The 13,509-nt window shown below is 40.0% G+C and carries 11 protein-coding genes; 4 read left to right on the top strand and 7 right to left on the bottom strand.

Translation table 11 applies throughout. The features are described from left to right. Positions 1-40 precede the first annotated feature (40 nt). Together AC2INI_RS09715 and AC2INI_RS09710 are read right to left on the bottom strand one after the other, a co-directional pair. Positions 41-541 (bottom strand): YfbU family protein, encoded by a 501-nt coding sequence (locus AC2INI_RS09715; RefSeq protein ID WP_486304718.1) that lies wholly within the window; start codon positions 539-541, stop codon positions 41-43. Between the two features lie 103 nt (positions 542-644). Next, positions 645-2,399: a formate--tetrahydrofolate ligase gene (locus AC2INI_RS09710; RefSeq protein WP_486304717.1), complete on the bottom strand. Its 1,755-nt coding sequence runs from the start codon at positions 2,397-2,399 to the stop codon at positions 645-647. Positions 2,400-2,614: 215 nt separating this feature from the next. Between AC2INI_RS09710 and AC2INI_RS09705 the strand changes: the two genes are divergently transcribed. From AC2INI_RS09705 to AC2INI_RS09690, 4 genes are read left to right on the top strand one after another with little or no spacing between them, the layout of a single operon-like run. Continuing rightward, positions 2,615-4,216 (top strand): ATP-binding protein, encoded by a 1,602-nt coding sequence (locus AC2INI_RS09705; RefSeq protein WP_486304716.1) that lies wholly within the window; start codon positions 2,615-2,617, stop codon positions 4,214-4,216. Between the two features lie 45 nt (positions 4,217-4,261). Beyond that, positions 4,262-4,936: a response regulator gene (locus AC2INI_RS09700; RefSeq protein WP_122034036.1), complete on the top strand. Its 675-nt coding sequence runs from the start codon at positions 4,262-4,264 to the stop codon at positions 4,934-4,936. Positions 4,937-4,962: 26 nt separating this feature from the next. After that, positions 4,963-5,433 carry a Cys-tRNA(Pro) deacylase gene (ybaK, locus tag AC2INI_RS09695; protein WP_486304715.1) on the top strand — a complete coding sequence of 157 codons (471 nt, stop codon included), beginning with the start codon at positions 4,963-4,965 and terminating at the stop codon, positions 5,431-5,433. 20 nt (positions 5,434-5,453) lie between these two features. After that, entirely contained in the window at positions 5,454-6,338 is an 885-nt protein-coding gene (locus AC2INI_RS09690; protein ID WP_122034032.1) for a patatin-like phospholipase family protein, read from the top strand. A 110-nt stretch (positions 6,339-6,448) separates the two neighbouring features. Here the strand turns inward: AC2INI_RS09690 and AC2INI_RS09685 are convergent, their stop codons facing one another. The 5 genes from AC2INI_RS09685 to AC2INI_RS09665 all read right to left on the bottom strand — a co-directional run bounded on the left by AC2INI_RS09685 (position 6,449) and on the right by AC2INI_RS09665 (position 13,295). Then, on the bottom strand, positions 6,449-7,645 hold the full coding sequence (locus tag AC2INI_RS09685) for a DEAD/DEAH box helicase (RefSeq protein ID WP_122034030.1): 1,197 nt from the start codon (positions 7,643-7,645) through the stop codon (positions 6,449-6,451). Positions 7,646-7,769: 124 nt separating this feature from the next. Beyond that, positions 7,770-9,296, bottom strand: a complete 1,527-nt coding sequence (locus tag AC2INI_RS09680; RefSeq protein ID WP_045102571.1) for a tripartite tricarboxylate transporter permease — start codon at positions 9,294-9,296, stop codon at positions 7,770-7,772. Between the two features lie 16 nt (positions 9,297-9,312). Continuing rightward, positions 9,313-9,813, bottom strand: a complete 501-nt coding sequence (locus AC2INI_RS09675; RefSeq protein WP_045102570.1) for a tripartite tricarboxylate transporter TctB family protein — start codon at positions 9,811-9,813, stop codon at positions 9,313-9,315. A gap of 120 nt (positions 9,814-9,933) precedes the next feature. Beyond that, entirely contained in the window at positions 9,934-10,911 is a 978-nt protein-coding gene (locus tag AC2INI_RS09670; RefSeq protein ID WP_122034027.1) for a tripartite tricarboxylate transporter substrate binding protein, read from the bottom strand. A 290-nt stretch (positions 10,912-11,201) separates the two neighbouring features. After that, positions 11,202-13,295 (bottom strand): methyl-accepting chemotaxis protein, encoded by a 2,094-nt coding sequence (locus AC2INI_RS09665; protein ID WP_486304714.1) that lies wholly within the window; start codon positions 13,293-13,295, stop codon positions 11,202-11,204. Positions 13,296-13,509 lie beyond the last annotated feature (214 nt).

The following is a 13,509-nucleotide window of genomic DNA, read 5'->3' as shown; positions in this document are numbered from 1 at the left end:
TTAATTGGTTGTTTATGTTTAGCGCTTAGCTATATAGACATTAAGCGTTAAAGATTTGCGCCATCTCTGTTGAACATAAGTGGTATTGACGTGGACAGTTGCGCCATGTTGTTAGCATGCGACGATATTTATCAGTCATTGCCATTTGGCTATTGAAGTGGTGATCCGCTTTATCAAACTGAGGGTATAAACCTTCAGAAGTTGTTAGGAAACGAACATAGTTCACTTGCTGCGCTTCTGTAGCAATATCAAAGCCTAAAAACTGAAGACGACGAGCGTCTACTTTTGCTTGGCATTCAGGAACCAACATATTGTAAGATTCTTGCATTGCATGGTACATCTCCATGAAGTCGATGATCTCACGACATTCTGCTTCTGTAATGCAACCAAAGTCTTTATCTAATTCACGAATTTGTAGTTCATAACCACGTTCAACAATCAGTTGTTGGCGTTGGTATTTTTCTGCATTTGCAGGATCCATCTGTGACATCAAATAATACTGGTTAGAAAGAATTAAGCGTTGAGCATTTGTCATATCCATCAGGATAACCTCAAAAATTATAAGTAAATTTGTATAAAAAGTTGAAGCTAGATTAACAGTAAATGTAGCACATAGAATATGATCTATATTAAGTTATGTGATCTTAGCTAAGTCCAGTTATGTTTCCATCTGTATCAATGTCTAAATTCATAAATGCTGGCTTTTCTGGTAAACCCGGCATCGTCATGACATTGCCACACAGTGCATAAATAAAGCCGGCACCAGCACACAGTTTCAATTCACGAATAGGAACAATGAAATCTGTTGGTGCACCTTTGATATTGCCATCTGTTGAAATAGAAGCCGGTGTCTTTGCCATACACACAGATAAAGATTGGTAACCTAACTTCTCAAACTGTTCTAGTTGTTGCTGCGCTTTTTCTGATAGCTCAATACGCTCAGCACCATAACCTTTAATTGCGACTGCATTTAATTTATCAAATAAACTCATGTCACTGGTGTATAGCGGTGTGAATTGAGTTGTTTTTTTACAAGCTGCAATCACTTTTGAAGCTAACTCTTTTGCGCCTTCACCACCTTTAACGAAAGCTTCACTAATAGAAACATCGACATTGGTTTCTGATGACAATGCAGCAATCCATTGTTGTAAGAAATCCAACTCTTCTTGAGTATCTTCAGGGAAACGGTTAATCGCTACAACAACAGGTAAACCATATTTAGCACAGTTATTAATATGCCATTGTAAATTATTTAAACCTGCATTTAATGCTTCTTGGTTTGGAGAAAATAGGGCTTTAGGTAAGGCTTGACCTGGAGATAATGGAAATAAACCAGAGTTTGCTTTAATGCCTCGAAGTGTTGCAACAAGCACTGCACAATCAGGTGCTTTACCTGCTAATGGCGCTTTAATATTGCAGGCTTTTTCTAATCCCATATCTGAACCAAAACCGCCTTCGGTTACCGTATAATCAGTTAGTTTTAATGCGATATTGTCGGCAATAATAGAAGAGTTACCATGAGCAATATTGGCAAAAGGACCTGAGTGAACAAAAGTCGGTACGCCTTCTAGCGTTTGCATTAAGGTTGGGTTGATAGCAAATTTCATTGTTACCGTCATTGCGCCAGCAACTTGCAGATCTTCTGTTGTTACGGGCTCGCCATCCAGATTATAAGCAACAACAATGCGACCAATACGTTGACGTAAATCTTGAAGATCGCTCGCCAGTGCCAGAATAGCCATCAATTCAGAAGCGGCGGTAATATCAAAACCATCTTCACGTTGGTAACCGTTAATGGTTTTTCCCTCTTCATTATTGCCAATCGTGACCATGCGAAGGGCGCGATCGTTATGATCCATTACTCGTTTCCAAACGACTCGTTCAGGATCAATTCGCAATGCGGGAAGGTCGTTCTTTTCAGAAAACAGTTCGTAGCCTAGACGTTGCTCATGATAAATACGAGCATCAATGGCTGCTGAGGCCAAGTTATGTGCCGCGGTAATAGCATGAATATCGCCTGTTAAATGAAGGTTTAGTTCTTCCATTGGAGCGACTTGGCTATAACCACCACCTGCAGCCCCGCCTTTTACCCCAAACACAGGTCCCATTGAAGGTTGACGAATGCAGGCACTGACGGATTCGCCTAATTTTGCTAAGCCTTGAGCTAGGCCAATGGTCGTCACTGTTTTACCTTCACCAAGGGGCGTTGGCGTGATAGCACTGACTAAAATTAACTTACCATTTGGTTTGTTTTCAAGGTGTTTTAAGGCGTCAATATTGACTTTTGCTTTATAGCGACCTTGTGGCGTAATGTCATCATCATGCAGCCCTAAGTTTGACGCAATCGTTTTCATTCTGATAAGTGTCGCAGTTTGACAGATCTCAATATCGCTTTTCATAGTAACGGAAACCTTTTGGGAAAGAGTTAAAAATGCTGAAAAGAAGCGCGCTTTTTATACCACATAAGTGGGGTGATACTGAATTAATTCCCTAACTTTACGATGGAATTGATGAAAATATTTATAAGGTGTGATCAAGAGTATGAACAAGGTTTAAGAATAGGTTAATGACTTGTGATACTCTTTGTTAAGGCAAGATTAACAAGGAAAAATGAATGTCTTGGCGTGATTTGAATTTTAGACGTCGATTATTAACAGTAATGACCATTTCTGGCGTAGGTAAGCTTTTAATTTTGTCTGTGTGTGCGTTCTTATATATCAAGCACTGGGAATCACAAGACAGCGGAGATAAAGCGTTAGGCGTTGCTCGATTTATTGCTCAGTCACCATTAGTGATGATGGCCATTGAGAAAAATGCTCCCTTGTTAATCGAAGAAAAAATAGAACGATTACGCTCATCCATTGGTGCGGCTTTTATTGTTGTGGGGAACAAAGAAGGTATACGAATCGCTCATCCGATTAAAGAGCGGATAGGAAAGCCGATGCAGGGGGGAGATAACCAGCAAGCGCTAGAGTTAGGCGAATCCTATATCTCATACGCCAAAGGTTCATTAGGTCACTCTGTACGCGGAAAAACACCGATTGTAAATGATCGTGGTGAGATTATCGGAGTGGTTTCAGTCGGTTATTTACTAACCACTATTGATAGCAAAGTTTCTCACTTTCTCAGCTTTTTTCTTGGGATGGCTGTGCTGGTTATTTTTGTTAATACCCTCATTGCTAACTTTGTCGCTAGGCGCTTTCAAAAGCCTATTTTTGGTTTTGAGCCAGAAGCATTTGGGCGTTTATATAAAGAACAACAAGTCACACTCTCAACATTACGTGAAGGGGTCTTGAGTATTGATGCGAATGGTAAGCTTAGATCTATTAATAAAAGCGCCTGTGACATATTAGGTATAGATCCTAAGCAGTCTTTAAATCGGTTATTTATTGAAGTCTTGCCAGACAGTGATTTGACTAAGCTTTTGGTTACCCAACAATCAGAGCATGATATTGAGTTGATACTAAATGGCCAAGCCGTTATTGCTAACCGAGAATTGATTAAGATGGACGGTGAAGTGATTGGGGCGGTATCTAGTTTTCGACGTAAAGATGAAATCAGTGAATTGACGACTCAACTTTCTCAAGTTAAGCAATATGCCGATTTATTACGATCCCAAACTCATGAGCATCGAAATAAATTAAATACCATTAGCGGCTTGATCCAATTAGGTAAGATTGAAGAAGTACAGCAGATCATCGGACAAGAAAGCCTACGCTATCAAAAGTTAATTGAGTTTTTACGAGAAAGTATCTCTGCACCTATGATTGCAGGGGTACTGCTTGGTAAAAGTGAGAGGGCGAGAGAGCTTGGTTTAGTTTTAGATATAGAGGAAGGGACGCAATTAACGCATTTACCTGAGCATATTCGTGCTGAAGATATGGTGACGATTATCGGAAATTTAATCGACAATGCGTTTGATGCAACCTTGAATCAATCAAAAGAAGTAATTGAGCCTATTATTGTCAGTGTGACTGATTTTGGCCAAGAAGTGATTATCGAAGTAGAAGATAAAGGGTGCGGCTTACCGCAGGCATTTAGCTTTAAACAGTTAACTCAAAGAGGCGTATCTACAAAACCGGAACAAGGGCGTGGGGTTGGTTTGCATCTTATTCAGCAATTAGTCGATCATTATCACGGAGAGTTTACGGTCAGAAGTGATGAGGGAAAAGGAACCTTGATGACCATTTATTTGCCAAAAGAGTTGCATTCATAGAGCAACCAATCTTATAAATATAAAGAATAAACAAAAGGATATTGTGTGAGCAGTAAAATCAAGATCGTTATCGTAGAAGATGATATTGGCATCGCAGAAATACATCGCCGTAATCTGGATAAAATAGATTATGTAGAGGTCATAGGAATTGCAGCCAGTAAGGAAGAAGCGACGACGTTATTTGATGTGTTAAACCCAGACTTAGTGCTATTGGATATTTATCTTCCTGATGGTAACGGGCTTGATATATTGCGTGAGTTACGCCAAAAAGAGTCGTCCCCTGATGTTATCTTAATTACCGCTGACAGAGATGTGAATACGCTGCAAGAAGCAATGCGTGGTGGTGTGGTAGATTATCTGTTAAAGCCTGTTATATTTAGTCGCTTAGAAGAGTCAATTAATAAATATTTAAGTCAAAAAGAACAATTTATTAATCGAGTTGATATTGATCAAACCATGGTTGATGCCATGCTGCATTCTACCACGACAACGCCTGTGGCAAGATTACCCAAAGGCATTGATAGCGTAACATTAGAAAAAGTGCGCCAACTGTTTGTGAATGAAAAGCAATTAACGGCAGATCAAGCAGGTGAGTTAATTGGTGTAAGCCGAACTACTGCTCGTCGTTATTTAGAATATCTCATTAGCTCTGGAGAATTGAGTGCCGACCTCTCTTATGGCAGTGTTGGGCGACCAGAGCGGACGTACTTTAAGGCGTAACCCTATTTTTTAAGGTATTAATAGCAATGACACCAGCAACGAAATTATTAAAGAAAGCAAAAATTGAACATCAAGTGCTTGAGTATCACCATGATCCAAAAGCTCAAGCGTATGGATTAGAAGCGGCCGAAAAACTGGGATTACCTGATGAAGAGGTGTTTAAAACCTTAGTGGTTCAAGTAGATGAGAAAGAGCTAGTCGTTGGTATTATTCCTGTTGCTGCCCATTTAAGTATGAAATTAATTGCTAAAGCTGCTGGTGGCAAAAAAGCAAAAATGGCCGATCCTGCTTTGGTTCAAAAATCGACCGGATACGTCATGGGAGGCGTTAGTCCTTTTGGCCAAAAGAAACGATTGAAAACAGTGATTGATAATACGGCTGAGCAGTTTGAAACCATCTATGTCAGTGGTGGTAAAAGAGGGCTAGATATTGGGTTAGCCCCTAAGGCTTTACAGCAAGTGTTAAACGCACAATTTATGGATATTAAAGCAGAGTGATCATGGAAGGGAGAAACCCCATGAAGAAAAAAACAGTATCGCTTGTTCTTGGAAGTGGTGGAGCGAGAGGCCTTGCTCATATCGGCGTGATCCGTTGGTTAGAAGAACATGATTTTGAGATTGTATCTGTCTCTGGTTGCTCTATTGGTACTGTTGTCGGAGGGGTATATGCCGCCGGAAAGTTAGATGAATTTGAAGCGTGGATGCGAACTATCACCAAGCTCGATATTGTCTCTTTGATGGATTTCAATTGGGGTAAAGGTGGACTAATTAAAGGCGATAAAGTTATGAATCGTCTTGGTCATATCTTGGGAGATTTACATATTGAAGATCTTTCAATTCCTTATACCGCAGTTGCTGCAGACATTAGCAATGAAAAAGAGGTGTGGTTACAAAAAGGGTCACTTTTGCAAGCGATTCGAGCTTCTATCTCTTTACCGCTTTACTTAATGCCAATTGAATTTAATGGAAAAACATTAATTGATGGCGGAGTATTAAACCCTGTTCCGATTGCTCCAACTTTTGCTGATCATTCCGATATTACTCTTGCGGTAAACTTAGCTGGTGAAATTAGCCATAAAATTGATGACTTTGGGATCAATCAAGTGGATATTTCAGCACAAGAGCCAGAAGAAGATATGCCATTTCATCGAAAAGTGAGTGATTATTTTGGTTCTTTAACGGAGAAGGCATCGCGAATAGATTTAGGTATGTATGATATTGCAAACCAAGCGTTCGATGCGATGCAAAGCACTATTGCGAGACAAAAGCTTGCGGCTTATCCGCCAGATATTACGGTTGAAATAGCAAGAGATGCGTGTGGCACATTTGAGTTTGAACGCACAGCTGAAATGATAGACTTAGGTTATGAAAGAGCGGGGCATGCCTTAAAGCATCTTCTATAAATCCTCTTATCTTAATCAACAGATAGATATAAAAACGCCCATACTTTTCACTTCTCTTTCTAGTAAAAAGTATGGGCGTTTTTTAATTTAGTAATCTAACCAAGTTGTGGTTAGAACTTTGGTGCTGGTTTTCTTGCAGGCTTAAAATTCAAAATAGAAATAGGCACTTCTTTACGTGGTGCAAAGCCTTCTATTTCTTTACGAACAATTAAGTGTCCAAGACGTTTTTCAATCATGCATAAGTTTTTAAAGTCATCTTTAGAAACAAATGAGATAGCCTCACCTTTTGCACCAGCACGACCAGTACGACCAATGCGGTGAACGTAATCATCAGCAGGGAAAGGTAGGTCGTAGTTAACCACTCGTGTTAGCTCATCAATATCAATACCACGAGCCGCAATACCTGTAGCAACTAGGTATTGTAATTTACCTTCTTTAAAGTCATTTAGTACTTTTGCACGAGCATCTTGGCTTCGGCCACTGTGGAAAGCTTCTGCTCTGATCCCGCGTTTTTCTAATTGGCTAACTAATTTAGCCGCACCGTGTTTAGTCTCAATAAAGATCAGTGCTTGGTCCCACTCATTTTCTGTAATTAAGTGACTAAGCAGTGCTGATTTTCTGTCTTTATCAACCGTGGTTAACCACTGATCAATTTGTGGTGCTGATGTCGTTTTTGGCGAAATAGTAATTTCAATTGGATTATTTACCGCTGTTTTCGCTAAAAAACGTACTTGATCAGACAGTGTTGCAGAGAACAACATGTTTTGGCGATCAAGCGGTAAACGCTCGATGATTTTATTGATGTCTTCAATAAAGCCCATATCGAGCATACGGTCAGCTTCATCAAGAACTAAAATCTCAATTTCATCGAAATGAATTGCGCGTTGCGTGTACATATCAAGAAGACGGCCAGGAGTGGCAACTAATACATCAACCCCTTCAATCAGACGTTCTTTTTGATTTTTATAATCAACGCCACCGTACATAGCCAGTGAACTAATATCGATATGCTTACTGTATTTTTGAATATTGTCTTCAACTTGGATCGCTAGCTCACGTGTCGGCGTTAAAATTAATGCACGAACACGTTTAGCACGAACCTTAGTTGGATCTTCGCTGAGGATTTCTAAAATTGGTAATACAAAACTGGCTGTTTTACCTGTACCTGTTTGCGCGGCTGCAATTAGGTTTTTTCCAGTAAGCGCAACGGGAATGGCTTTTTCTTGAATTGGAGTTGGGGCTTTATAACCCAGTTCGTCGATGGCTTTTAAAATTGGATCGCTTAACCCAAGTTTGGAAAATGGCATGTGAAATCTCAGATATATGAATAGAAGGGGATTGTAGCATGAAAAAAAGAAATGGCAGCAGAGGAAATAGACACCAATACTATCCTTAGTATTGGTGTCCATATTAGACGGTTAGATTAGAAGATTATGACTTTACTGCAAACTTAGGACGGATAACGTTATTGATAAACGTCAGTAGCATTGGAAGAATAAGCACAATTGCAGCAATAGCAGTGAAACTAAAGGTAATAGGACGTTCCCACAAGAAACTCAACTCACCATCACTGATCATTAATGCTCGACGTAAATTCTCTTCCATCATGCCACCCAATATAAATCCGAGCAGTAAGGGGGCTAGTGGAAAATTGGCAAGCCGCAGGGCTATTGCCACCATCGCAATAAAGATCATGATGAATACATCAACGGTATTAAATGAGACTAAATACACCCCAGTAATTGAGAAGAATAAAACCATCGGCATCAATACGGTTCTTGGCACAGCAAGTAATTTAGAGATGTATGGAATTAACGGTAAATTTAGGATCACTAATACGATATTACCAAAGTACATAGAGATAATAACTGACCAGAAGATATCAGGGTGATCGACAAACAGTCTTGGACCAGGTTGAATACCATAAGCGATTAAGGCACCAAGCATGATTGCGGTCGTTCCAGAGCCAGGAATACCTAAGGTAAGTAGGGGAACAAATGATCCACTTGATGCGGCGTTATTTGCCGATTCAGGTGCCACTAATCCACGGATACTGCCTTTACCAAACTCTTCTTTTTTATCTTTTGGTGCTAGGTTTCGCTCCATTCCGTAACTTAAGAATGCCGCAATAGTTGCGCCAGCGCCGGGTAATACGCCAGTAAAGAAACCAAGGATAGATGAACGAACAGCAACAGGAGCAACCTCTTTAAATTCTTCTTTGGTGATTTTCATGCTGCCTAGGTCAGACATTTTATTTTGTTCATCATCTCGCGTGTCTTGCTCTGGTTTTAATATTCCCATCAAGGTTTCCCCTAATGCGAAGGTTGCCATTGCAAGCAATAAGAAGCTGAATCCATCCATTAAATCAGTTAAGCCAAAAGTAAAGCGCTCGACACCAATGCCTTTATCAATGCCGACGGTTGAAAGCATTAAACCAAGAATGGTCATCATCCAAGCTTTAATCACTTGGCCTTTACCTGCGAATGCTGCAACAGCGGATAAGCCGACTAACATTAGGGCAAAGTAATCTGATGATTGGAAGCTAAGAGATACCTTGGCAAGCGCTGGAGCTGCAATCAGTAGCATGATGGCTGAAAGTGTACCACCGGTAAAAGAGGAGTAGGCAGCAAGCGCAAGGGCTTTACCTGCCTGACCTTTTTGTGCCATTGGATAACCATCAAAGGCAGTAACTACAGTTGAAGAACAGCCCGGTGCATTAATCAATATTGATGAGGTAGACCCACCAAAAACGGCGCCATAATAAACACCCGCCATTAAGATCATACCTGATGCTGGATCAAGTCCGTAGCTAATCGGGATCATTAAGGCAATGGCAGAAATAGGGCCAAGACCCGGCAACATACCGATGAATGTACCTACAAAACAGCCGATCATCACCATCATCAAGTTGGTTGGCATAATCGCTGTTGATAAGCCTGCTAAAATTCCATCTAACATAATTAAGTCCTAGGGTTTACCAAGCAAGAAAAAGATAACCAGGTTCTAGATAGATATCCAAACCTTTGGTAAGAAGTAGCCAGAATCCAGTAACGAAAGGAAACGAGGCGCCAAATAAAATGGGTTTACGACGTTCGCCTAAAAGATAGAACCCTGCCAGTAAAAATAGGCTTGTAGCTAGAACAAAACCGAGCCATGTTAAACCAATGCCATACAACACCATTAAAATGATAAACCCAATTAAGAGCTTCCAGTTAAAGCCTAATACGGCACCACTTTTTTCATCAGGTTGAGCTGAGACAATAAGAAGTAATGAAAGAAAAATACCAGCAAAGGTCAGCATGTAAGGTAGGGTTCGAGCGGTGAAGGGTTCGTATTCATCACCAGGAAATAAAGGAATTAAACTGGTTTGGTAGCCATAGCATAAGCAGACCAGTAAAAAAATGATTGCGCCAACGCGATCTCGGCATAGTAGAGAAGAGCTAGAGTACGACATGAGTTCTCTCCATTCATCCATTTAAAAAAGAGTAAGAAAAAGGCTGCCTTGAACATAAGGTGCAAGGAGGAGGTAACAGGAACATTAATGAGCCATATCCGGGAGAGTCATTAATTATTCAAGGCAGCTGAAATGATTGTGTTATTTTAAGAAGCCAAGCTCACGCATTAGGTTACCCATTAGCAATTCTTGATTTTCAAGGAAAGCATAAAAGTCTTTGTCCGCCTTGTAGTTATCAATCCAACCATTACGATCTCGAACTACCGCCCATTGATCCGTTTCATACATCTTATCGAAGGCTTCTCTGTACTCATCGATTTTCGCTTGTGGTGTACCAGGCGCTGCGAAGAAACCACGCCAGTTAGCAAAGACGGTTTCATTGCCGTATTCAGTTAGTGTTGGGATTTCTGGCGCACTTTCTAAACGTTTAGGTGCTGTGATAGCAAGAATACGAACTTGACCGCTTTTCGACATTTCAAGCACTTCACCTAACCCTGTTGAAAGTAGAGGTGTTTCGCCTGAAAGCAGTGCAGCCATTGCTTTACCACCGGCATCGTACGCAATGTAACGTACTTTTCTTGCATCAAAGCCTTCACCTTTAAATGCTGCCGCAACCACTAGGTGATCCATGCTGCCTCGAGCTGAACCGCCTGCAATTTTTACTGAACGAGGGTCTTTTTCAAAATCAGCAACCACTTGCTCCCAGCTGGTATATTTAGAGTCTTTATTTACGACAATCGCACCATAATCGGCAATAGTTGCAGCAACTGGGGTTAGGTCTCGAAATGACTGCGGGAAAATACCACTTAACGATCGGATCACGATAGGCGTGGAGTTGACCATTAATGTATCTGGCTGGCGCTCTGCAGTTTCAATTAAATGAGCAATAGCTTTACCGCCGCCGCCCCCTGAAAGGTTTTGGTATGACGCTTGTTCAATGATGTCTGATTTAAGCAATACATCACCGGTACCGCGAGCTGTCATATCCCAACCGCCACCAGCACCACCTGGAATGATGAAGTGGATTTTTTCAAGCTCGGCTGCAATAGCTGAACCTGAAAGTGCAAAGGTTGCAGCAATCATTGAGGCTGTGATTTGTTTTTTAAATGAAGTAAGCATGAATAACATGTCCTTATGTGTCCAAGTTTCTCTGTCGTTATGGTGTGAAACTTGAGAGTAGGGGTTACAGCTTCTATGAGCTGTTATCGTTCGATATATACTGCTTTTTCTTGGTTGTTACGTAAATGTTATTCACTTGAGGGGGTTTTGGCTAGATAGAGATGATAATGGCTATTTAGAACATTAAATGAATTTTGTTCATAAAGTTCATGCGGATTTGGATAAATAAAAAAGCCATGCAATAGAGAAAAAGCATGGCTTAATTAAATGTAGATTCTAGGTTTTAAAATCTATTGAGTTTTAAATTCACTTAATTTCTGAGCTAGTGAATGGCTTTCTTTTGTTAGCTCTGCGGTATCATTTAACGAAGTTTGCATATCAGAAAGAACTTCATCAGCGGCTTCGTTAATACTTGTCACATTGCGATTTATCTCTTCAGAGACAGAGCTTTGTTCCTCTGCGGCTGAAGCAATTTGATTATTCATGTCATTGGCTACCAGAATAGCGGTACTGATCTCTTTCAGATTTTCTTGTGCAATTAGCGTTTCTTCTTTAGTTGCGAATGCTTGCTTTTGGCTACTGTCCATTACCGTCACAATGCTATGAGTATTTTGTTGTAATACAGCAAGCATATTATTAATTTCTTGAGTTGAACTTTGTGTGCGGCTTGCTAGGTTACGAACTTCATCAGCCACAACAGCAAACCCACGGCCATACTCACCTGCACGAGCGGCTTCAATCGCGGCATTTAATGCCAGTAGATTGGTTTGTTCAGCAATTCCGCCGATTTCAAGCAGGATCTTTTGAATATCATTGCTCGATGCCGCCAAGTTAACGACTTGCTCTTGGGCTTCATTAATGAACGACGCTAATTCTTCTACTGAAGCTGCTGCGTTATCCATGATTTTTTGACCTTCTTCACTGCTTGCTTGGATCTGACTTGCAGCAGTAGCGGCTTGTAATGCCGACGATGCTACCTCTTGGGCTGTTGCACTCATCTCATTAATTGCAGTTGCCAACTGTGTCACTTCATTGACTTGATTTTGAAGTTTTATTTGTGACTTTTCAGTTTCAGTCATGGTATTCATCGATGATTGAGAGACGAGTTCAGCCGTCTCTTTTGCATTATGAAGCGTATTTTGAACTTTCTCGATAAAGGTATTGAACCAGAAAGCAAGTTGACCAATTTCATCTTTAGATGTGACTTCAATACGTTGAGTTAAGTCACCATCGCCTTGAGCTATATTTTCAAAGCGTGATGTTAAGTTCATCAATGTGTTCCCAATTTGTCTTGCTAAAATAAAGATAATAGCAATACCGATAATTGAAGAAACTAAACCACTTAAAAGGCCATTAGAAAGCGCATCATGACTGAGCTCGGTACTGAATAAATTAAAATCAGTAATTTCTTGTCCTAGGGTTTCTTTTGGTATTGATACCATTACTATCCATGGATTTGCACCAGTATCAATTTTTGCAATAGCGACTTTAAAGCGGCCAATGTCTTCTAAGAAGGCATCTTCATTTTTGATTCGTTGCTGGATTGATGTCCAATGTTGAGCAAATTCGTTTTCAACTTTTTTACCAACAAGAGTAGGATCGGCACTAAAGGCTAAGAAACGACTATCCCAAGAAACAATGGAAACGGCAGTGCCTGAAATTCCTGTAGAATTAGCAGCTTTAGTACTGATTGCTTGGAAGTTTTTAACAGACCAATCAAAACCCAATGAACCAACAATATTTCCGTCTTTCATAAGAGGCAGGCTGATCGTTGTGATCAATTCTTCATTTCCTCTTACATTGTAATTATAAGGTTCCATAACAAAGCGTTTACCCGTTTCAAATGGCGATAAGTGCCAATCATCAACGCGTTCCCCATTACTATTTAAAGCGGTATTGCTAAAGCTATCCATTCCTAGAGCTTCAAAACTAGAGTCTATTGGTGAAAAAAACGGAGATAAAATGCCATTTTTGTTTAACGCTTTTTGGGTTAGTTCAGAGTCATCTTTAATAAAGTTTTCGTCTTCCCAGACCATATAACCCGCAAACACACTTTCATTTTGCATTTTTAATGATGCTGTAAATTGTTGGATTAGACGCTTTGCACTATCGCCTTCTTGATTTGATAGTTCTAATATTGATTTTAATTGAGTTAAGTTACTAATAACAGGAGAAAAAAGCCCGTTTAGTTCAGCACTTTGCTGGCTAGCAATAGACAATAATTTGTAATCAATGTTATCAGCAAGCTGGTCAGATACATGTTGAGTAATCTCTTTATTCACACTGTTATAAGAGACCGTGGTAAAAAACATTGCGGTACTTAATGTAATAAAAATAGCAAGCCCCGCACTGACAGCTATACGTGTTTTTATCGATTTAAACATAATCTTTCCAATAGAAGTGTGTTTTAGAGAACTCCTTATCGACTCAGAGCGGGTAATCCTTAGTTAAATATGGATATTAATCGTATTATTTAATCGCCTTGTTCACATTGGCTTCACAAGCGATGATTTATACTTGTATATTCATACTTAGGTACAAGCTAACTCTCTTATTTTATTGGTTTTCTGTTAGTCTGTTTTGGTTATTTTTATAATT

Source organism: Aliivibrio friggae (genome assembly GCF_057368515.1).
This window is presented reverse-complemented; position numbering and strand designations above follow the sequence as displayed.